This is a genomic window from Labrenzia sp. 5N (genome assembly GCF_012395805.1).
Taxonomy (GTDB): domain Bacteria; phylum Pseudomonadota; class Alphaproteobacteria; order Rhizobiales; family Stappiaceae; genus Roseibium; species Roseibium algicola.
In genome coordinates this window covers 58887-79954 of sequence record NZ_JAAZTM010000011.1, presented here as the reverse complement: position 1 = coordinate 79954, position 21068 = coordinate 58887, and the positions used below count along the sequence as shown (strand labels likewise).

General features: G+C 59.7%; 16 protein-coding genes. 5 read left to right on the top strand and 11 right to left on the bottom strand.

Features of this window, described 5'->3' with window-relative positions; genetic code table 11:
• Positions 1-12: 12 nt before the first annotated feature.
• On the bottom strand, positions 13-1101 hold the full coding sequence (locus tag HEP89_RS11540) for a GTP-binding protein (RefSeq protein WP_031270558.1): 1089 nt from the start codon (positions 1099-1101) through the stop codon (positions 13-15).
• Positions 1102-1331: 230 nt separating this feature from the next.
• On the opposite strand from HEP89_RS11540, the gene HEP89_RS11535 reads away from it, so the two are divergent.
• The 4 genes from HEP89_RS11535 (at position 1332) to HEP89_RS11520 (ending at position 7209) form a co-directional block, all read left to right on the top strand.
• Positions 1332-2513: a pyridoxal phosphate-dependent aminotransferase gene (locus HEP89_RS11535; RefSeq protein WP_077293365.1), complete on the top strand. Its 1182-nt coding sequence runs from the start codon at positions 1332-1334 to the stop codon at positions 2511-2513.
• 151 nt (positions 2514-2664) lie between these two features.
• Positions 2665-4836, top strand: a complete 2172-nt coding sequence (locus HEP89_RS11530) for a diguanylate cyclase (protein WP_168692085.1) — start codon at positions 2665-2667, stop codon at positions 4834-4836.
• Positions 4837-5110: 274 nt separating this feature from the next.
• A complete protein-coding gene (locus HEP89_RS11525; protein ID WP_208993452.1) occupies positions 5111-5551 on the top strand; it encodes a universal stress protein in 441 nt (146 codons plus the stop codon).
• A 29-nt stretch (positions 5552-5580) separates the two neighbouring features.
• Positions 5581-7209, top strand: a complete 1629-nt coding sequence (locus tag HEP89_RS11520; RefSeq protein WP_077291717.1) for a BCCT family transporter — start codon at positions 5581-5583, stop codon at positions 7207-7209.
• Positions 7210-7434: 225 nt separating this feature from the next.
• Here HEP89_RS11520 and HEP89_RS11515 read toward each other — a convergent pair whose 3' ends face one another.
• From HEP89_RS11515 to HEP89_RS11500, 4 genes are all read right to left on the bottom strand, one after another.
• A complete protein-coding gene (locus HEP89_RS11515) occupies positions 7435-8526 on the bottom strand; it encodes a LacI family DNA-binding transcriptional regulator (protein ID WP_055661151.1) in 1092 nt (363 codons plus the stop codon).
• Between the two features lie 115 nt (positions 8527-8641).
• Positions 8642-9178, bottom strand: coding sequence for an OmpA family protein (locus tag HEP89_RS11510; RefSeq protein WP_023003655.1), 537 nt, complete (start codon positions 9176-9178; stop codon positions 8642-8644).
• A 105-nt stretch (positions 9179-9283) separates the two neighbouring features.
• Positions 9284-9928 carry a L,D-transpeptidase family protein gene (locus HEP89_RS11505; protein WP_062486959.1) on the bottom strand — a complete coding sequence of 215 codons (645 nt, stop codon included), beginning with the start codon at positions 9926-9928 and terminating at the stop codon, positions 9284-9286.
• Between the two features lie 130 nt (positions 9929-10058).
• Positions 10059-10964, bottom strand: a complete 906-nt coding sequence (locus HEP89_RS11500) for a DMT family transporter (RefSeq protein WP_023003659.1) — start codon at positions 10962-10964, stop codon at positions 10059-10061.
• Between the two features lie 132 nt (positions 10965-11096).
• On the opposite strand from HEP89_RS11500, the gene HEP89_RS11495 reads away from it, so the two are divergent.
• Positions 11097-11552 carry a methylated-DNA--[protein]-cysteine S-methyltransferase gene (locus HEP89_RS11495; RefSeq protein ID WP_023003661.1) on the top strand — a complete coding sequence of 152 codons (456 nt, stop codon included), beginning with the start codon at positions 11097-11099 and terminating at the stop codon, positions 11550-11552.
• A gap of 141 nt (positions 11553-11693) precedes the next feature.
• On the opposite strand, the gene HEP89_RS11490 is transcribed toward HEP89_RS11495, so the two are convergent.
• The 6 genes from HEP89_RS11490 to HEP89_RS11465 all read right to left on the bottom strand — a co-directional run bounded on the left by HEP89_RS11490 (position 11694) and on the right by HEP89_RS11465 (position 21068).
• On the bottom strand, positions 11694-13667 hold the full coding sequence (locus tag HEP89_RS11490) for a DNA/RNA non-specific endonuclease (protein WP_168692084.1): 1974 nt from the start codon (positions 13665-13667) through the stop codon (positions 11694-11696).
• Positions 13668-13823: 156 nt separating this feature from the next.
• Positions 13824-16922, bottom strand: coding sequence for an ATP-binding protein (locus tag HEP89_RS11485; RefSeq protein ID WP_168692082.1), 3099 nt, complete (start codon positions 16920-16922; stop codon positions 13824-13826).
• Positions 16919-18652: a trypsin-like peptidase domain-containing protein gene (locus tag HEP89_RS11480; RefSeq protein WP_168692081.1), complete on the bottom strand. Its 1734-nt coding sequence runs from the start codon at positions 18650-18652 to the stop codon at positions 16919-16921. The genes HEP89_RS11485 and HEP89_RS11480 overlap by 4 nt, the downstream gene beginning before the upstream one ends.
• 297 nt (positions 18653-18949) lie before the next feature.
• On the bottom strand, positions 18950-19288 hold the full coding sequence (locus HEP89_RS11475) for a cupin domain-containing protein (protein WP_168692080.1): 339 nt from the start codon (positions 19286-19288) through the stop codon (positions 18950-18952).
• The gene (locus tag HEP89_RS11470) at positions 19285-20376 is read right to left on the bottom strand and encodes an alkene reductase (protein ID WP_168692079.1); all 1092 of its coding nucleotides are present in this window, start codon (positions 20374-20376) and stop codon (positions 19285-19287) included. Before HEP89_RS11470 ends, HEP89_RS11475 begins: the two co-directional genes overlap by 4 nt.
• Before the next feature lie 20 nt (positions 20377-20396).
• Entirely contained in the window at positions 20397-21068 is a 672-nt protein-coding gene (locus HEP89_RS11465; protein WP_077291711.1) for an SDR family oxidoreductase, read from the bottom strand.

The window sequence follows — 21068 nt, the reverse complement described above, 5'->3', positions numbered from 1 at the left end:
GTCTCTTCTTCCTTATTGCGCGGCGCAGGCCTGGAAACTGTCTCTCAGGACATCCCAGTTGAGATCGCGTCCGATAAAGACCAGGCGGCTTTCTCGCGGCTCATCCTCTTTCCAGTCGCGCTGATGATCGCCTTCCACGATCATGTGCACCCCCTGGATGACATAGCGCTGCGGATCCCCTTTGAAGGCAATGATGCCCTTCAGGCGCAGAATGTTTGGGCCTTGAACCTGCGTGACCTGGTTGATCCAGGGAAAGAACATGTTGGGATCAAGGTCGCCTGCCTTCAGGGAAATGCTCTTGACCGAATGGGGATCCTCATCGTGGTGATGATGGTGATGCCCATGTCCATGATCGTGTCCATGGTCATGATGATGGTCGTGGCCGTGATGATGGTGGTCATGGTCGCAGTCCGGACCGCATTCGTCGGCATGATGACCATGCTCGAGGAAATGCGGATCGAGTGACAGGATCCTGTCGAGATCGAACGCACCCCGATCCAGCACCTTGGCGATCTCGATACCGCAACGCTCGCTCCGGTGGAGCACGGCATACGGATTGATCGAACGGATACGCGCCTCGACGGTGGCAAGCTCTTCGCCCGAGACGAGATCGGTCTTGTTGATCAGGATGACGTCGGCAAAGGCGATCTGGTCTTCGGCCTCTTCGGTGTCTTCCAGACGCTGCAGCACGTGGCGGGCATCGACAACGGCCACAACCGCGTCGAGTTTCGCGGCGGCACGCACATCGTCATCCATGAAGAAGGTCTGTGCGACCGGAGCCGGATCGGCAACACCGGTGGTTTCGACGATGATCGCGTCAAAGGCATTCTTGCGCTTCATCAGGTTCTGCACAGTGCGGATCAGGTCACCGCGCACGGTGCAGCAGATGCAGCCGTTGTTCATTTCGAAGATTTCTTCGTCGGATTCCACGAGCAGGTCGTTATCGATACCGACTTCGCCGAACTCGTTGACGATGACCGCATAACGCTGACCGTGGTTTTCGGTCAGGATCCGGTTGAGAAGTGTGGTCTTGCCGGCACCCAGATACCCCGTCAAAACGGTAACGGGGATCTGTGCCTGGCTGTCCTGGGTCGCAGTCATTGCGCGCTTTCCTGGCAGAAGATAAAGGGTCGCCCGCCGGTCGGCGGGCCGCTTGGGCGCGAATATAAGCATTTCACCGCCGTATTGGGAGGGCGGTACGGAAATTTCCCTTTTCCCGGCATACCTGTGGACACTCGCCCGAACGCTTTGACCGTTCTTCAGCCTTTTCAAATCCTTGTCCACCGCATTAACGTCGGCTCGAGGAAGCGCGCAAAGGCATGGAGACCAAAATGCTGCACACGATTGGCGGATTTGACCGGATTGGCGAGGAAAACGCATTCGCCGTGCTGGCACGGGCAACGGAACTTGCCGCACAAGGCCGCGATATCATCAACCTGGGCATCGGTCAGCCGGACTTCAAAACGCCGGATCACATCGTTGAAGCGGCCATCAAGGCCCTGCGCGACGGTCAGCACGGTTACACGCCCGCAACCGGCATTGCCCCGTTGCGCGAAGCAGTCTCCGCCGACCTTCTGAAACGTCACGGAGTGGAGACTGACCCGGGCAACATTCTGATCGTTCCCGGTGGCAAGGTCACCATGTTCATGGCCATCTTGATGTTCGGCGAACCGGGAAGTGAAATTCTCTATCCCGATCCGGGCTTCCCGATCTACCGCTCGATGATCGAGTTTACCGGCGCCCGGCCCGTGCCGGTTCCGATCCGCGAGGAAAACGACTTTGCCTTTTCTGCCGAAGAGACGCTGTCGCTGATCACCGACAAGACCCGTCTGCTCATCCTGAATTCGCCGGCGAACCCCACCGGCGGCGTCACCCCCCGCGATGAAATTGAAAAGCTCGTCGCCGGGTTGGAACGCTTTCCTGATGTAGCCGTCATGTCCGACGAAATCTATTCGCAGATGACCTATGACGGCATGGAACACGTCTCCCTGCTGGGGTTCCCGTCGCTGCGCGACAGGCTCATCCTGCTCGACGGCTGGTCGAAGACCTATGCCATGACCGGCTGGCGGATGGGTTTTTCCCTCTGGCCTGAAGGCCTGATCGACAAGGCGCGCAAGCTCGCGGTCAACGCGTGGTCCTGTGTCAACGCCCCCGCCCAGTTCGGCGCTCTTGCAGCGCTTACCGGACCGCAAACCGCAGTGGCGGACATGGTTCGGGAATTCGACGGCCGGCGAAAGGTGACCGTTGACGGCCTGAACGCCATCGAAGGCATTTCCTGCCGCGTTCCGCTTGGTGCCTTTTACGCCTTTCCGAATATCAAGCAGACCGGCTGGAAGGCAAAGGCACTTGCATCCGCCCTCTTGGAAGAGACCGGCGTTGCGACCATCGGGGGCCCTGATTTTGGTGTATTGGGCGAAGGCTACATCAGATTGTCTTACGCGAATTCCACGGACAACATACGCGATGCGCTGGGACGGATAGAAAAATTCCTGAACGAAAACCGCAAGAACTGAGCACTTGGCATAAATACCGATCGCTAGACCTGACCAAGGTTAACATGCGTATTTTCTTCAAGGAGTCTTCCGTTACGTATCCCTTTTATTAAACTTTTATTGTCTTGAATGACACCGCGACCCGCACAAAGGTCGGACAATGGGGACGGAAATGACCAAGAACATCACTTTGGATCTTGAACAGACGTTCGGCGATTTGAACGAATGTGTCCTCGTGACCAACCCCGAACGCACCATCGTTTTCATAAACCAGGCTATGTCCAACCTGCTGAAGGTGGATCGCGAAAAGGTCGTCGGCACGACAACGAAACGGTTCTTCGCCGATCCGAACCAGTTTGCCCAGATGGCGGAACTCTACCAATCGCCAACGGATCACCGGAACCGCAAGGCCTATTCAATAGATCTGGCGCTCGAAGACGGGTCGACCGTATCCGTAGAGGTTGTCAGCGCACCGCTGTTCGATACAGATCACACATTGACCGGCATCCTGTTTATCGCGCGGGATCAGGCGGAACGAAAGGCGCTGGAAAGCAAACTGAGCGACATCGCCTTGACGCTTGAAGATGCCCTGGACGCGATTTCGGAAGGCTTCGCACTCTACGACAAGGATGACCGGCTGGTTATCTGCAACGACAATTATCGCGAGATCTATGCCCATTCGGCACCGGCCATGTTCCCCGGCAATCGTTTCGAGGACATCCTGCGGTTCGGCCTGAACCGCAAACAATACGAGACGGGCGGCAAGACGGACGACGAATGGTTGGCGGAGCGCCTCGAACGGCATCAGGCCGGCGATGGCTCGATCCTGGAGCAAAACCTCAGTGACGGCCGCTGGCTGCGCATTTCGGAAACCCGCACCCGCGCCGGCGGCATCGCCGGCATCCGGTTCGACATCACGGAACTCAAACACGCTCAGGCCAAGGCGGAAAACGCTTACAAGAACCTTTCGCTCATGGCCGACAACATTGTCGCCAGCGTCACCGAGGTCGATCTGGAGGGCAGATGCGTCTTCATCAACAAGACCGCGTGTGACTGGTTCAACGAAAAACCGGAAACTCTCATCGGCACCCGGCTTCGTGACCGCTTGCCCTGGAAGGAACGCGAAGCCGTTCGCACGATCTTCGAGGAAGCGATGAGCGGTGAGAAGGTTTCATCGGAAGTCAGCTTCCATTTTCCCGACGGCATTTTGCGCGAATGCCTGATGAGCTGTAACCCGCGCTTCGGCGATGACGGTGCCGTTGAAGCTATCGTGGTTCTGATTTCCGATATAACCGACCGGAAGAAAACGGAACGTACGCTGGCCGAGCTTTACGCCATCACCTCGACCCGCGAGCTAGGCCACGAAGACAAGATTGCCGAAATCCTGCGTCTGGGGACCGAACATTTCGAGGTTCCCTTCGGCATTATCAGTCACGTGATTGACGACCACTACACGATCACACACGCCCAGAGCCCGGAAGGAGAACTCGTTCCGGGCACTACGTTCCCGTTGCAGGACACCTATTGTCTGTTGACGCTGAAGTCCGAAGAGCCGATCGCGACCGCAAATGCCGCGAGCTCGGAGTTCGCCAGGCATCCCTGCCACGAGATCTTCAAATTGGAGACGTATATCGGCGCCCCGATTCTCGTGGATGGTGAAGTTCATGGGACAATCAACTTCACCGCCCCGGACGTGCGCAAAAGGGCATTTTCCCCTTCGGATCTTCAGATCGTGCGTCAGTTCGCGGACTGGGTCGGACACGAGATCGCCCGCCAGCGCGATCACCAGGCCCTGATGAACGCCAAGATCAACCTGGAGCGGGTCGCCAGCATCGACGACCTGACCCAGATCCTGAACCGCCGCGCTTTCCTGGAACGGGCCAATACAGAAGTGCAACGCTTCCGCCGCACAAAACGCCCCTTCACGGCTGTGATGATGGATATCGACAAGTTCAAGCAGATCAACGATCTGTACGGCCATGCCACCGGCGACGAGGTTTTGAAAAAATTTTCCGATACCGTCAGCAGCGCCCTGCGTGCCGTCGACATCTTCGGCCGGGTCGGCGGCGAAGAGTTCTGCATGATCCTGCACAACGCCGAAATCGAAGATGCCATGCTGGTGTGTGAACGCCTGCGGGTGAAGATTATCGAGGAATGCCAGCTCGACATCGTCAAACAGACGGTCACCTGCAGCATGGGCCTTGCCACCGTCGCTCGCGAAGATCTGGAATTTTCGACCCTCATGCAAAAGGCCGACACGGCGCTTTATGAGGCAAAGGCGACGGGCCGCAACAAATGCGTTGCCCACAAGAGTTCGAATCCGGAACACGCTCCGGCCCTCTGACCGGCCTAGACCGTCTGGCCTGCTCGCGGCCACGTTCGACACGCGATGCCGTAGCGTTTTCCCGGCTTCCCGCGCAAAATTGCGCGCTAATTCAAACCCAACGCGCCAATATGTCGCATCGGGACGTATTCTTGCCGTTCTTTTGACGCCGCCCTCCGTATATGCAACAGTAGTGTAATCGTAGCGGAGCGGGACAAGACGACATTACACTAGAATGCAATACTGAAGCGGACCCTCCGCGCAAGGACCTCTACGGCTTGAATCTTGTATATTCTTGCCTGAACAGATCTTGGAGGGACATTTGTTCACAAAAATACTAGTTCCGATTGACCTCAGTCATGCGGATAAACTTGAAAAAGCCATCGCAACGGGTGCTTATATAGCAAAAACCAATAGTATTCCCGTGGTATTTGCGGCGGTAACTTCAAACACCCCAAGCGCCCTTGCCCACACTCCGGACGAGTTTCGGGAAAAGCTGGCTGCCTACGCTGCCGCAGAAGGGCAGAAACACGGAATCACCGCTTCCGGTCATGCCGTTTTCTCTCACGATCCGGCTGTCGACCTGGAAAACGCGATTCTGAAGGCTGTTCACGATACCGGTGCGGACCTCGTGGTCATGGCAACGCACATCCCGCACGTGCCGGATCACTTCTGGCCGTCGAACGGTGGACGCGTCGCGAGCCATGCAGATGTTTCCGTCTTCCTCGTGAGATAACCCGTTTCCCGAACAAAAGGAGCGCTCCCATGAGCGACAATCAAGGCATTCCGGATCCGGAAGGCGCCGCCAATCTCATCGACACCGAATACGAGATTGGCCAGGACAACATCGAAACTTCTGTCGGCCCTTTCAGCCTCGACATCCACAATCCGGTTTTCCTGGTCTCTGGCCTGACCATCGTTGCCTTCGTCTTTCTGACCCTTGCCTTTCAGACCGAAGTCGGCCCGATGTTCGATCATCTGCGCAAGTGGCTGACATCGAACCTCGACTGGTTCTTCATCATCTCCGGCAACGTCTTCGTCCTCGTCTGCCTGGCGCTGATCGTCACTCCCCTCGGCAACGTCCGCATCGGCGGCAAGGACGCCGAACCCGACTATACCTACTTCGGCTGGTTCGCCATGCTGTTCGCCGCCGGCATGGGCATTGGCCTGATGTTCTTCGGCGTTCTGGAACCGGTCTATCACATGGCCTTTTCCGAGCCGATCGGTGTGCCAAAGCCCTTCGACGCCGACGGCAATATCATTCCGGAAAATGTCGCGGCCGCGAAGGCCATGGGCATGGCCGCAACCATCTTCCACTGGGGCCTGCACCCCTGGGCGATCTACGCCGTGGTTGCACTCGCTCTTGCGATCTTCTCCTTCAACAAGGGCCTGCCGCTGACCATGCGCTCGGTGTTCTACCCGATTTTCGGTGAGCGCACCTGGGGCTGGCCGGGCCATGTCATCGATATCCTGGCCGTGTTCGCGACCCTGTTCGGTCTCGCGACCTCACTTGGCTTTGGCGCCCAGCAGGCAAATGCGGGTCTCGATTTCGTCTTCGGCATTCCTGTCAGCACCACGGCACAGGTCGTGTTGATCATCGGCATCACCGGCGTTGCGCTGGTCTCGGTTCTGCGTGGTCTCGACGGCGGCGTGAAGGTTCTGTCGGAAATCAACATGCTGATTGCGGCTCTGCTGCTTGTGTTCGTGATTGCCGCTGGTCCGACCGCAACGCTGGTCTCCGACTTCTTCGCCAACATTATTGCCTACGGCAGGGAAATCGTGCCGCTGTCGATGCCGTTCGGCCGCGAGGACGACAGCTTCCGCCAGGGGTGGACATCGTTCTACTGGGCCTGGTGGATTTCCTGGTCGCCGTTTGTCGGCATGTTCATTGCACGCGTCAGCCGTGGCCGCACTGTTCGGGAGTTCATCGTCTGCGTCCTGATCATTCCGACCATCGTGTCCGTAATCTGGATGACAGCGTTCGGCGGCACCGCCATCGAACAGGTCCTGGCCAGCAACGACAGCCAAGTGCATGAATACGTGATCGCGAGCTACAGCCCTGAACTGTCGCTGTTCGGCATGCTTGCCGATCTGCCGATGGCATCGATCACCTCGTTCATCGCCATCATTCTGGTCATCGTGTTCTTCGTCACCTCCTCGGACTCCGGCTCTCTGGTGATCGACACGATCACGGCAGGTGGCAAGGTCGATGCGCCGGTGCCGCAGCGCGTGTTCTGGTGCACCTTCGAAGGTCTGGTCGCCATCGCGCTTCTGCTTGGCGGGGGCCTGGGAGCCCTGCAGGCAATGGCGGTCTCGACCGGATTCCCCTTCACGATCGTGCTGTTGCTGGCCTGCTACGCCATCTTCAAGGGTCTGGCGGACGAGCCGCGCTGACCTGAAACAGCAGGAACACCTGGAACGGGCGGCTCTGGCCGCCCGTTTTTGCATCCGAACATGACGAGCCACGTTGCAGTCATCGCGGACAGGCGAAGCGCGAGCCGGTTTCAGGGAACCGCCGCCTCGAAATTTTTTGGATTGTTCCAGACCCGCGCGAGGCGAGGGTCGACAGGATGATCTGACGGCCTCTTAAAAGCAGGCTGCGACCGCCAGCCGACTTGTCTAGTCGGCCAGCTTGGGGGCCAGTCGCACGCCGGGAGGCGGCGAGCTTTCACGGATCCGCACATCGGGTTCGATCACGATGGGCGTATTGGGCACGCGGTCACCCGCGATCTGGCGCAGCAGGGTCAGTGCTGCCAACCGTCCGATCTTGTCCGGCTGGGCTGACACCGTCGTCAGCGCGGGTGTACGCGCATCGGCGCCGTCGATATCGTCGTAACCGGTAATCGCCATGTCCGGCCCCGGCTCGATCCCCGCTCGCCGGAACGTGGTCATCATTCCAAGGGCGACGAGATCGTTGAAGCCGACGATGGCTGTGGGGCGATGTTCGGCTTCCAGGATCTTCGGCACTGCGGCCCGGCCGTCGGCCTGGGTCATCAGCTCCGGCAGGTCAAGCTGGCTTGCGGGATCGATCCCCGCTTCTTCCAGCGCCTTGCGCCAGCCCGCATTGCGGTAGCGGCCGGTCGAGCTGCCACGGCGACCGCCAACCATGGCGATGTCCTTGTGCCCCTGTTTGATCAGGTGCTTGGTGATCTGATAGGTGCCGGCAAGATCGTCACCGCGTACGCACGGTGCCCAGACCCCCGGAACCTCGCGCGCCACCAGCGTCACGGGTATCCCCTGGTCCACCAGCCTGTTGATCTCTTCGGCCGAAGTTCCGACCGAAGGACACAGGATCAATCCGTCCGCGCGGTGCTGCAACAGCGTGTTGACGAACGCACGCTGGCGTTTGACGTCGTCACGGTGGTTACAGATGAAGATCATCTGCCCCTGCTCTTCCAGAACATCCTCGAGCGCAGAAAAGACTTCGGCGAAGTAAGGGTTCAGGATGTCATGAACGGCAACGCCCACAATCTGGCTGCGGGCGGTTCTGAGAGAAGCCGCCGACCGGTTGTAGATATATCCGATCTCCTCCGCGGTCTGCTTGACCTTCGCCCTGGTTTCCTCGGCAACAAGCGGACTGTCCCGAAGCGCCAGCGACACGGTTGCCGTGGAAATACCGAGCTGGTCGGCAATGTGCCCGAGAGTGAGCCTTTTACCAGGCTTTTGCGGAAATTCCGGCTGGGAGGGAGGGGAACCGTTGTCTTCAGACATTCCTATTTCTCAATAACCGCAGCGGCGTTGGGAGAGACCGTTATAGCCCTCTCCCCTCTGGGTAAACAGGTTTTTCTGTTTTTCCGAAGTTTGGGATCGAAGCCCCTCACAAAGATCAGCGCCGTCCAGCGGGAGCGGAATCGTCGAATTCCTCACGTAGATTGACGACAACCCTGCGGTTCTGAGACTGACAGGTGACCTTGTCGCAATCCGTTACCGGACGCTCCACGCCATACCCCTTCACCCACATGCGCTTGGGATTGACCCCCAGCTTGACCAGTTCGGCCATGACCGCGTTCGCCCGTTGGGTCGACAATGTCTTCTGCGCAGCCTCGCTGCCCGGGTCGTCGGCGTGCCCCTGGATCTTGACCAGCCACTTCTTGTTCGACTTCAGCCACTTGGCCTGATTTTCGATTGTGATGCGGGCCTCATCGGTAACCACAGCCGAGCCCTGGTCGAAATAGACCCGGCGACCGACATTGATGATGAATTCCTCTTCCGAACCCGACGAAATATTTCCGAAACCGGCGGCCGGTGCGTTGGTCACATCGGGTGACGACAATCCACCGGCGCTGTTGCAGCCGGCGACTCCAAATCCGATCATGAGCGCAAAAACTGCGCCCCGGCCGATCCGGCCAAATGTATTTTCCAAGGAAAGCCCCCAAATCCTCTTTCAGTTTCCCCCTCGCCCGGCAGCCCTCAGCCCCTTCGACTGCAGCTCCGCCGGTCGATTGCAAATTGCTCCGGATGAACGGGCTCAGCCCGCTTTCTCTCCAAGATGCTCCAGCACCAGAACGCCGGTTCCCTTCGGGCAGCGCTGGTAAAGGTCGACAATGTCTTCCGGGAACATGCGCACGCAGCCACTCGACACATCATGGCCGATGCTCCAGGGCTCCAGCGTGCCGTGCAGCCGGTACCCGAGGTCGCTTCCATCCCGATAGAGATACAAGGCCCGTGGCCCGAGTGGATTGTTGGCAGCTCCGCCTTCGACCATTCTTGGAAGATCCGGCTGCCGCTTCAGCATCTCCGGTGGCGGCACCCACCGCGGCCAAAGGGCCTTGCGGTCAATCCGGGCGCGTCCGAACCACTGGAAGCCTTCACGCCCGACGCCAACGCCATAACGAAGCGCGGTGTTGTTTTCCCATACCCAGTACAGGAAGTGATTGTTGGTATCGACCACCACGGTGCCGGGTGGCTCGTCACTGAAATACTTCACCATCTGCCGATGCCAGACGGGATCGATCTTCTTGAAGTTGGTTCTTCTGTATTGAAACCCGCTATCTTCCTGGTAGCCACTGAAATAAGCGTTTGCAGCTGCATTGGCGTGCGCCATCTGCGGCAAGGCCAATGAGCCTGCCGTGGCTGCTGCCCCTGTCAAGAACCTGCGGCGGTTCAGCTCCATCCCACACCTCCCTTAAAGGCTGGCGATCCTTCCTGACCGGCGGTTGTTTTAACCCCGGCGGGTATTAAGACGGGAACTATCCAATCCCGTCAACCGCCTAAGGCCAGCGTACAGGCAGATGCAGCCTTGATCAGATCCCCTTCACGCGTTCCCGGTAGAGGATGTAGAGGCCGGACGCGACGACGATGGCCGCTCCGAGGATGGTCGTGTACGTGGGCACGTCGTCGAAGATCAGGAAGCCAAGCGCGATCATCCAGACAATCTGCGTATAGATGAAGGGCGCCAGCACCGGTGCAGGCGCGATCCTGTGCGCCATGATGAACAGGAAATGCCCACCCGCACCAAAAGCGCCGGTCGCGAACAGCAGAACCCATGTCCACAGGTCCGGAGGCGTGACCCAGACCGAGATACCAGCCGGCGCCATGGCAATGGCTGCGACAATACCTGAAATGATCAGCATTCCGGCAGAGCTGTCTGTTGCCGTGAGCTGGCGTGTCAGCAGCGCATAGACCGCGTAAAAGGACATGGCCGCAACCGAATAGATCGCCGCCCAGTGCATACCGCCAAGTCCTGGCCGGGTGACCACCAGAACCCCGATGAAGCCGACAATGATCGCAATCCAGCGGCGTAATCCGGCCCATTCCCCAAGCAGCGGCCCGGCAAGCGCCGTGATGACGAATGGCGCGGCGAACATGATCGACATGGTTTCGGCCAGCTGCAGGTAACGAACTGCCAGAAAGTTGAAAATGGTGGTGCCGAGCAGACAGAACGACCGCACGATCTGCAGGACCGGCCGGTTCGTCTTCAGGAGCGAAGGTTTCTTCCAGACCTGGAACAGGACCAGGGACAGGATCACATGACTGACGAACCGCATCCAGACGATCTGCAGCGTCGGCAGGCTGGCCGACATGTATTTGGCCGTTGCATCCAGAACGGAAAAACTGAGGCAAGCCAGCACGATGAGACCGATCCCGGCGAGCGGCGCCGTGGCAGCGGCGGCATTGCCGGTCGAACGGTGCTGACTGTCATGCGCCATCGGCGGCGGCCCTTTTCAAACGATCATCCGCAGATGAAAAAGAGAGTAGCGGACATGTCCCGGCAGGAACGGTCCGGTTGAGATAATTGCACCAACCCACTACCTAACCTTAAAAGACAAGCGGGGGCGGTTATGCCGGTTGCAGAAATTGAAACATGGCTGGGACGCCTTTCCATTACGGAAGTTGACGGCGCAATCACCCAATTACACTGGAACGGGCCCTCTGGCAAAGAAGAAACACCGTTGCTCAAGGAAGCGGCACGCCAGGTACAGGCCTATCTTGCGGGTGATCTGAAAACCTTCGACCTGCCGCTCGCCCCGAAAGGCGGCGAGCTGCACCAGGCGGTGTTCAAGGCGATGCTCGCAATCCCCTATGGCGGAACCCGCACCTATGGCGACCTTGCCAGGGAACTGGACACATACGGACAGCCGATCGGCCAGGCCTGCGGCGCCAACCCGATACCGATCATCATCCCCTGCCACCGGATCCTGTCGGCAAACGGCCTTGGCGGATATTCCGGCTCGGGCGGTACGGAAACAAAGATCGCCCTTCTGAAACTGGAGGGTGGCTACCCGTTCCTGGTCTAGCGCAACTCAAGTCGTCGATATCAAACACCTGCCACTCCGGCCCTGCCGATAAAGGCAAAGACCGGAGCAACGGCAGGGACCTGCCGAGACGGATGCTCGGACCGATTGGTCATCTCACGCGCACAGCAGGCTCACATTTCCTCACAGGACCAGAGAATCTGCTCCCGTGATCTCGACAAACTGCGGTCGGCTGTCGGGCAGCTCAAGCTCGTCTGCAAGCGCCGCCAGCGGGTCTGCATCCCTCAACGGTCCGAAATCGAAGCCCGACAGGTCTTCCAGAAAGGCAACCGACACCTGGAACGTCTTGTACTCACCAAAGGCGAACCCTTCGACAGCTTCCGACTCGCGGCGGTCCTGCAGGTATTTCTGAATGGCCTGTCCCTGGCTTAACAGATAGGCGGTCGCGTGCAGGCGAAGACTGCCGTCGTCCTGCAAGGCATCCATCACCACCACTTTCCAGTACTGCAGGGGCAGATTGATGCCGACCCCATCGAGGAACGGATCCTCGTCGTCGTCGAAAAGGGGGCCGGTAAAGACCGTTGCCCGGAAGGCATGGGTCTTTGTGCTGTCGAGGATATGGTTTTCCAGACCTTGCCAGGTGGACCGGTTCTGGTTGAGGGAGGAATGCTGCGGCGAGGCGTTCGTGTAGTGGAACGTATCGTCGTTTGCCAGTTGCGCCACCGGGCGGTCATCACCCCAGTTCGGGTCCTCGCGCCGGACCATGTGCCCCCGGTCCAGATCTCCCGGGAAGTCGCCCTTGCCGAGCTGCGCTTCCACCGGAATGCGCCGATCGAAAAACCACTTGTCCGGTTTCTTGCGTTTGATCTTGATTGCCTTTTCGCCGTCGATGTTGACGACAGTGACCACGGGGCTTCTGCGATCGACATCATAGAGAAGCCCGAAGTGGGTATAGCGCAGCTCATGCGGACGGCCGGCGAGCGCATCCGTCGGGCTGGCCAGATTGAACATGCCGTCCGGCAACTTCGGAAAGTCGACCTTTTTCGACAGGAAGTTGGGATCGTAGCCGTTCCGGCCGGTAAAATGGTTCGGATCGTGGAAACCGTCGGCCACCTCCTGTTCAAGGCTAGCCTCGACCAGGACCTGCGTGGGCCGGTTGCCTGACAGAAGGTCCCGTAGCGTGCTCGCCCTGACAGCGCTGTTGGCAATTCCATAGGCTCCGGCGAAGTGCAACCCCACCACCTTGTTGCGATCAAGGCTCAGGATCGGCGAGCCGGAGTTTCCACCGAGCGTGGTGCAGTCGTGGCTGAGCACGGTTCCCGGCGCAACCGGCATCATCTTGCCCGGGGCAAACCGCTTCACATCGTAGAGGCCCTTGAAATACTTCTCCATTTCGGTGCGATCGTTTCGGCTGTCGAAGGCCGGATAGCCGATCACCGCGACGATCTCGTCCGTTTCCGCGTCCGTATCCACCAGAGGCAAGGGCGCCACGGCGAAGCTGGCAGGTTTTTCAATCCGCCCGATCGCGACGTCGGCGCTGGCATCATCTGCAAGATAGGTGAAGCGAAGGATCTCGGCCGGGCGCTCGTCTGACGGCAACGCGCCAACCTCTTCGTTGAAATCCACGCGCGCACCGTAACGGACCATCGTGAAGGGTGAGCGCATGAAGACGCCCTCTCCCCTGGCGTTTCTGCGTGCGACAATCTTGGCCACGTGCCGGTTGGTCACGACCAGAAGATGCCGGCCATCGGCTTCTTCGCCGACCACCCAGGCGGTTCCGCCCCAGGTCATCGAGTGGTTGATGAATTCAACCCGCCCGACCGAGCCGATCCAGTGTTCGTTCCGCTTGATCTTGATGTCTATGTCGGCACCAAACTCATCCGGCAGCGGGATCAGCGAGACCGCGCCGTTTTCAACGACCATCGGCGGCCGGGTAACCAGTCGCACGATGGCTTCCAGTTGCGTCAACGGCGTGCCGGCGGCTTCAAGCTGGCCGAGGGACATATCCAGCGCATCAAGCGTATCCGGTATGTCCAGTCCAAGTTGCTCGACAAAGGGGTGTCCTGCCTCGATGGCGCGTTTCGCAGCCTCAAGCCGTCCGCCCGATTTCAATGCTTCGAGCCGTCCCTGACTTTCCAATAGTGCTCGCGTGTTCATGGAAATTCCTCCAATATCAATGTCTGTATTATTGTCCGGTATTCCCCATAGGTTCGGGCTTCGACGAGGCTTGCGGCCTCGCCGGAAACACGGAACCTGAACAGTGCCCGGTTCTCTCCTTTCTTTCGTGTTTGACGAACCTGCAAACGCACGCGACTAGAACAATGTCGACACGTCGACCGGTTCGTTTCTTTTCGCAGCATCAGCCCCGATCACGGCCAACGCCGCTGTCAGGGCTGGCCCCATGAGCCTGGGTGCAAGGGCAGCTGCAATGTCCTGGGCAGAGCCCGCGGTCATCGCCATTGCCAGAGGCCGCATCAGTCGCCGCTCGAAAACACTCCGGGCACGCCGGGCCCCTTCTTCCGTGTCGGGATAGTCGGCCGCATAGGCCAATCGCCGCAACAGCGCCCGAGCGGTTGCCGGCGGATCCTTCCGGGAAAGCAGACTGTTGACCCGCGCCATCAGCAAGACATCGCTCTCGCCGTTGCCCCAGTAAGACGGCGGCGTACCCGGGTAGGACCAGATACCGCCACTGAAGCGACGCCAGCGTTCGGCCGCCCGCGCAACCGTCGGCGCATCCGGAACAGCATTGAACACTGCAAATGCTCCTACCCAGTCGCAGGTAAGGCCCAGTGCCCCCAGAATTTCCGGTCCTTCGATCTCGATGTCGCTGGAATAGCGTTCGAAACTGTCGAAGAGATCAGGCGTTCCCAGCATCTCCAGCGTTTCATGCAACCCCTCGTAAAAGCCGCGCAGATATTGCGCCATGCGCGGACTGTGCTGAATGCGTGCAAGAACGCTTAAGGGCGCGATTGCAGGGTTCATTCGGGCAATGGTGTGCTGATCCGTGTCGGGATGCTGTTGTCCGGTCATGATCGCAAACCGCTCGGCGCGGTTGGCACCCTGCCGGATTGCATCTGCCGGGTACTCCGAAACCCTCTCGCCGAACCTGAAGACGGACATGGCAACCGGATCCAGGATCTCCACATACTCCGGCCGCCCTTCCTGGCTGGCCATGAGAGCGAATTCCAGCGCCCCTTTCAGGGCAATCCTGGAACCCTCGGAACGCGCCTGCCAGGCTGTTGCCGCCAGTTTTTCATCACCACGCAACCGGGCGACAAGTCCGTCGAAATCCGCTTCCGCCTCGATTTCCAGCAGAACCAGACCGTAGAGGCCCGGGTCTTCCCGGCTCAATCGTTCGAGCAAGGATTTCGGCAGCTTCCGCCAAAGGGACATGGCCCGCGCCCACTGGCCGGAGAGCCAGAAATAGGCAAGCGTGGCAGCAGCTTCGGGACGGGAAGGTGACGGATTTCGCGGAAAGGCGTTGTTGAGGGTGAAGATATGATCGGCCTCGAACACATCGCCCCGCCGAAGGGTCAGTTCGAGTTCGCGGACCAGTTCCGGCTCGACCTCCTCCGCTTTCGAAGTCGGAAACGGTTCGGATGTTCCCTGCTCGCTGCTGGTATAGCGCGCCCGGCGCGAGCGCTCGCCGCGCTCTTGCAGGATGGCATTCGTCGCCGGAAGTGGAAGCTCGTCCAGTTCATCTTCGCTGAGGCCCGCAACGTCGGCTGCGGTGAATTCGGGCATCGGGTCTCCGGCCCGCGTCGCCTGGAAGGCATGATAGAGCGCGGTCTCACGGTCAAACCCGGCAAACCAGTTTGCCGCCGCCCGGTCTATTCTTGCGGCCAGCTCCGGCTTTTCGACGTAGAGCATGGGCAGGATTTCCCGCCGCAGGTCGCCGCGGTGTTTCAGCCAGTCCTGACCGTCAACAGCCACCAGCCAATGGTGGTTGCTCAGTTCCTGCCAAAGTCGCCTGGACGCAGCTTCATCGATATCCTCACCGAGCCCGAGCGCCGGCGCCAGAACGAACTGGATTGCCTCGGCGCTGATCCGGCGCAGGACAAGACCAGGATGTGCCAGCTTCGCCAGCAGCGGGTCGTCAATGCGCGAAAGGATAGCCCGGTAAAGATAGGCTTCCGTGATGCTGCCTGCTTCGCCGTATTCCAGTTCACCCGGATCGAAGTCCTCCGCCTGCGTTACCTTGGCTGAAAGCCGCAGCATCAGCGGGTTGCCACGCGAAAGTTCGAAGATCCTGTCATGCAAATCCGGGGGAGCCCCCAACTTGTCCAGAAGATTGCGGGATTCCGTCTCGCTCAGGCCTTCCAGCTCCAGAGGCGGTCCCTCGATGCGTTTACGAACGGAATCGAGCGCATCTCCCCGCCCGGCCGCAATGATCGAGATCGGCGACAGCCCGGCCCGTACCAGATTGTCCAGAACCTCGAACAGCAGAATGGGCCGGGTTTCGCCATGACCGCGCAACACTTCAAGCGTATCCAGCACCAGGACCACCTGCCCGCCATGCGACCGCACCGCAGCGCCCATGGCATCGACCAGCTCGGTCGGCAAAAGGGTACTGCTCACCGTCGTGCCGGTCGTTTCCGCATTGCCGGAATACTTGAGCCTCAGGTCGCGCAGTCTGGGGGCTTCGTCCGTCAGGATATCGCCCAGCTGGCGGGAGAGCTCATGCACCAGCTTGTCGGGATCTTCCAGGTTCAGCCCGCGCCGGTCGAAGTCCAGGCGCAGAACGATTGGCGCCTTTTGAACAGACCTGTGTTCCGCCATTGCCCGGTCAATCAGAAAGGATTTGCCGATGCCCGGCAGGCCGGTGATGAACAAGGCGCTGACAGATGTTTTTTCCTGAGGCCGCGCGCACCAGTCGAGCAAGCGGGCCAGTTCCGTCTCCCGGCCAAAAAACTCTCGGCTCAGCATGGCATTTGCCCGCCTTGCTGCATCCACGCGGTTCATGACACCGCGCAGGCGCACCAGCAACGGATAGGCAGGCGCACTCGGTCCGGCCCTGTCGAGGTCATCGGATATCTCTTCGATCCGTTTGAGCTGATCCTGCTCGGGCAGATCCGGTGTTTCGGCAATCAGTCGTTCGATGGTCTCCTGCGAGAACGGTTCGTCACCACGCAGGGCTCTGGCAACAGGTGTGTCTTCCTCCGGAGTTTCGATGGTCTTGAGCACACCATGGCGCGGCCCGTTGCGAAGAGACCAGACCGGCTCGGAGGAAATTTCCAGGACGACCTTGTTGAGCTCCGTCAGCAGCCGGGCAATCGTCAGTGGCGTCAGCTTGTCCTGCAAGACCTTGGAAGCTGCCTCCACCGCATCACGCGGCGTGAAGGTTTTGCGCGTTGCGGCAAACCGCATGGCCGCCTTCAGGCCTTCCGCGAGCTGGTCACCGTCCTTGCTCATGGCGATGATGCTCCTTCCGCCGGAAGCAACGGTGCGAGAGACCTTTGCAGATTCTCCGACACGGTTTTCACTTCCGCACTGCGATAGACCGTTCCCTGGGCTTGCACGCCGTGAAGGGCCTGCATCACAACGAAATCGACCACATGCGTCGGCAGGCCAAGCCCCAGCGATCGATTGATCGCCTCAAGCGTATGACGGACATCCTCGCGGTCGAACTGGCCGATGTAATCCACCATCACTCCCGGCCCGGTCAGCGCACTGGCATTTTCCGCCTTTGGCCCCGGAACGCTGTAGGTCTCGCCCCCGGCCATGACAAATCGAAGACGCGTATCGCTCAGGATCATTGCCAGAAGCAGTTCCAGTTGCTGTTGTGCCGCCTTGCGCAAGCCTCCGCGCGGATTGTCGAAATAGATCCAGCTCGGCCTTTCCGCGGTTGCGCCGGTCGTCTTGGCCAGGAGGTCCACCAGTTGCCTGGTGCGATCCTTGTCGCTTGCCCCTTCACTGGTTTCGTCGTCCGCAGCCCCCGGCCGTGCCAGCAGCGGCGTTCCGCCGTGCAATCTCTCGTTCAGCGTTTCCAGCAGGTCTTCCATTCCCAGAGACAGTTCAACCCTGAAGACCTGCGCCGCTTGACCGTTCTGCGCCAGAACCTGACACAAGAGATCGTAGGAAAATTCCAGTCCCGTCGTCTGGTCGATCTCCATCCGCTTGATCCAGATCCCGCGCAAGTGACGGGCGGCTCCCCGCACAACGTCATGGATGGCATGACAATAGCGCTGCCGCCCAATAATCAGATGACCATCGACACGCCCTGTCAGCGAATAGATGTAAGGCGGTGCCCGGTCCTCCGCAATTGCCTGGGTAAATTCGTCTATGCCGGCGAAGGTGGCGTAAGGAACGATCTCGGAAACGCCGTTCAGCTGCCCCTGATGGAAGCCGGCGAATGCAAGATCCGTGTCGAAAACCGACCCGCCTGACGACCCGGGTCTGGTGACACCGTCCTCCCATTCCAGTTGGATACGAGGCGGATCATCGATCGTCGCACGACCGGTAACGAAGGTGACGTCCCTGCCGTTGTCGTCCTGTCTGTGGCTCAGGCAAAGCTTTCTCCGCCCGGTGATCCACGCCGGAGGTTTCGCCGGCAATTCGTAATACGTTGTCATCGGTTGCTCGATGGCGAGCAAGGCGACATCCGGGTTGGCACGCAGGATATCCCCGTCCTGCAGACCGACATCCCATTGATCGTCATGGCAAGGCATCTCGAAACGCACACCAAGCACGCGCAGCGATTTGCTCCCTTCTTGCGTGCGAACCGTGAGGCCGGACCGGCGCTCCTTCCGCTTGTCCTTGACTGTCACGTGCCAGGCGGTCAGCGCGAGCCGGTGAGACACGAGTGTCGCGATCCCGCAAAACCCTATTTCGTCGAAAACATACAGCTTGAAGCCCAGCATCTTGTGCGCGAAATCACCGAGATCCTCGAGATCGAAATTGGCGGCGTTGATCGGCTCGATTGGTTGGGTGAGGTGGAACATGAACTCCCAGCCGAGATTTTCCTCGTTCAGAAAATCAGCAAGCAGTTCTTCAAGAGGCTGCCCGGTGATGCCCGCCGTGCTGCGCAAGGCATCCAGCGTCATCAGGGAATCCGTGAACCCCTGAACCCGGCGCAACACCCTGTCGACAGCCGCTTCGTTCTGCTCCAGATGCTGCTTCAGCTCTGCACTGGTTACCGGCATGACCAACACCGTATCGAGAATCGTTAAAACAATGGAGCCTGTCTCTTCAAGCCGGCACGCCAGTCAACCGCCGACGGTCGGATGAGAACATGCGTCTTGTCGGTCAAAATACGGCCAACCGCACGTTCTCCCAGGCTTCAGAACCCAAGGGCACAATTATAGCGTCATTCAAGCTGAAAATAAACGCACAAGTATACGCCGCATGATGCGGCTGCAGACGCCGAAAAGGACAATCCTGTGCCAGCAGCAAAGCAACAGGTATCGTCCATTCCGTTTGTCCTGTCTGCCGAAACCCGTTTACCGAACGAATTCGACGGTCACGAAAACAAGTTCTGCTTCGCCCGTGTTGGTGAGATCGTGCACGAAGACCGTATCCGGCGACAGATCCGACATATGCCGGGTATCACCCGCCCTGTAGGTCACGTCCAGAATGCGGCCATCCGCCTGACGTGAGACGGCCTTGCCATCGGTCAGGACGGTCCAGAAATACGGCCGCTCGTGCCGGTGGGCAGGCAGTGTCTCGCCCGGCGCCAGTCGGAGATGCCAGACTTTCACGCCGTTTTCTTCCGACACCAGATGCGTCCCGACCCTGTCGGTCGCCATTGCAATCTCTGCCTTGCTCATTGGTGTGGTCATGCTGCCACCGGATAGCTTGTGTAACCTGCGGCATCACCACCGAAGAGCGTCGACCCATCGAAATCGGCAAGCGGCACTGCGTCCGCCAGGCGGCGCGGAAAGTCCGGGTTCGCGATGAAAGGACGACCGAAGGCAACGAGGTCCGCATATCCATCTGCAAGGATCCGGTCTGCCTTCACCTTGGTATAGCCGCCGGCAACAATGACGGTACCGGAGTAGGCCTCTCGCAAGGCTGCCCGGAAGCTTTCGGGCGTTTCAGGCGCGTCGTCCCAATCGGCCTCGGCAAGATGAACATAGGCAAGACCGATCTTGTCCAGTTCCCCGACGAGCTTCAGGATCGTCTGAGGTGCGGCCGGATCGTCCATGCCGCGCTGGGTGATGAAGGGTGAAAAGCGAATGCCGGTCCGCTCCGCCCCCATGACTTTTGAAACGGCTTCGGCCACTTCCCGCGCAAACCGGATGCGGTTTTCCTGACTGCCGCCAAAAGCATCCGTCCGCCGATTGGAGGTCGATCGCAGGAATTCGTCGATCAGATACCCATTGGCGGCATGGATCTCGACACCGTCAAACCCGGCTGCCCTGGCGTTGGCTGCAGCTGTCCGGTAGTCCTCGACGATGGCAGAAATCTCTTCAGCCGTGAGTGCTCGCGGAACGGGACATTCGATCATGCCACCCTGCCCGGTCTCCGGATCAACCGCCCAGATGGACGCACCCGGGGCGATGGCCGAGGGAGCAACCGGCTGACCTCCACCCTGGAATTGGGCATGGCTCATGCGGCCGACATGCCAGAGCTGCAATACCATGCGTCCGCCTTTTTGGTGAACGGCGTCCGTCACCTTGCGCCAGCCATCGACCTGTTCCGCCGAATGGATGCCGGGAGTGAAGCTGTAACCCTGGCCCTGTGATGAGATCTGCGTGGCCTCGCTGACAATCATCCCGGCGCTTGCCCGTTGGGCGTAATAGTCCGCCATCATGTCATTGGGCACGTTGCCCGGCTGCGTACTGCGCGAGCGCGTCATTGGAGCCATCACGATACGTGACGGCAGGGCAAGGGGACCGAGGTCATATCGGTCGAACAGGCTGGTCATGGAAAGTCCTTTCACAAACGTCAGTTGATCAGGGCGCCGCCGTCAACATCGATCACGGCACCGGTCATGGAAGAGTTGTCGATCAGAAGGAGATAGGCTGCCGCCACATCCGCCGGTCTTGCGAACCGCCCGGCAGGGAGGGTCTCTGCAGCCTTGTTCAGCATGGCTGTCCGGGCGGCCGGATCCATTGCGGCGTAAGCGGATGTATCGGTAAGGCCCGGGCTGACGACGTTGACCCGGACGGGAGCAAGCTCCTTCGCCAGCACCTTGGCACCTGCCTCCAGCGCTGCATTCATTGCGGTTTTCACAAAGGTTCCTGGAACCGTTCGCCGCGCCAGAAAACCGCTGGTGAATGTTATGGTACCGCCCGGTCGAACATGCTTGGCCGCGGCTTGCGCCACCGCGACCGCACCCCAGAATTTCGTGTCGAAAGCGGTTTTGGCTGCCTCGAGATCAAGACCGGACACGGGTCCACCCGGTGCCTGGCTGCCGGCCGTGAAAACCACATGGTCAACCGGACCGATCGCGGCGAAATAGACAGCAACCTCTTTCGGGTCTTCAACGTCCAGACCATTGGAGCGCCCTGCGCGCAAGACCTCTCCCGGCCGGCGTGCCAGCGCATCGGCCACGGCACTTCCGATGCCGGATGTGCCGCCAATGACCACGGTTCTTGTTTCCTGGGTAAATGCCAT

Excerpts from the sequence above, each read along its gene's own strand:
- HEP89_RS11540 (WP_031270558.1), bottom strand. The coding sequence starts at position 1,101 with ATGACTGCGACCCAGGACAGCCAGGCACAGATCCCCGTTACCGTTTTG.
- HEP89_RS11535 (WP_077293365.1), top strand. The coding sequence starts at position 1,332 with ATGCTGCACACGATTGGCGGATTTGACCGGATTGGCGAGGAAAACGCA.
- HEP89_RS11530 (WP_168692085.1), top strand. The coding sequence starts at position 2,665 with ATGACCAAGAACATCACTTTGGATCTTGAACAGACGTTCGGCGATTTG.
- HEP89_RS11520 (WP_077291717.1), top strand. The coding sequence starts at position 5,581 with ATGAGCGACAATCAAGGCATTCCGGATCCGGAAGGCGCCGCCAATCTC.
- HEP89_RS11515 (WP_055661151.1), bottom strand. The coding sequence starts at position 8,526 with ATGTCTGAAGACAACGGTTCCCCTCCCTCCCAGCCGGAATTTCCGCAA.
- HEP89_RS11505 (WP_062486959.1), bottom strand. The coding sequence starts at position 9,928 with ATGGAGCTGAACCGCCGCAGGTTCTTGACAGGGGCAGCAGCCACGGCA.
- HEP89_RS11500 (WP_023003659.1), bottom strand. The coding sequence starts at position 10,964 with ATGGCGCATGACAGTCAGCACCGTTCGACCGGCAATGCCGCCGCTGCC.
- HEP89_RS11495 (WP_023003661.1), top strand. The coding sequence starts at position 11,097 with ATGCCGGTTGCAGAAATTGAAACATGGCTGGGACGCCTTTCCATTACG.
- HEP89_RS11490 (WP_168692084.1), bottom strand. The coding sequence starts at position 13,667 with ATGAACACGCGAGCACTATTGGAAAGTCAGGGACGGCTCGAAGCATTG.
- HEP89_RS11485 (WP_168692082.1), bottom strand. The coding sequence starts at position 16,922 with ATGAGCAAGGACGGTGACCAGCTCGCGGAAGGCCTGAAGGCGGCCATG.
- HEP89_RS11480 (WP_168692081.1), bottom strand. The coding sequence starts at position 18,652 with ATGCCGGTAACCAGTGCAGAGCTGAAGCAGCATCTGGAGCAGAACGAA.
- HEP89_RS11475 (WP_168692080.1), bottom strand. The coding sequence starts at position 19,288 with ATGACCACACCAATGAGCAAGGCAGAGATTGCAATGGCGACCGACAGG.
- HEP89_RS11470 (WP_168692079.1), bottom strand. The coding sequence starts at position 20,376 with ATGACCAGCCTGTTCGACCGATATGACCTCGGTCCCCTTGCCCTGCCG.
- HEP89_RS11465 (WP_077291711.1), bottom strand. The coding sequence starts at position 21,068 with ATGGCATTTACCCAGGAAACAAGAACCGTGGTCATTGGCGGCACATCC.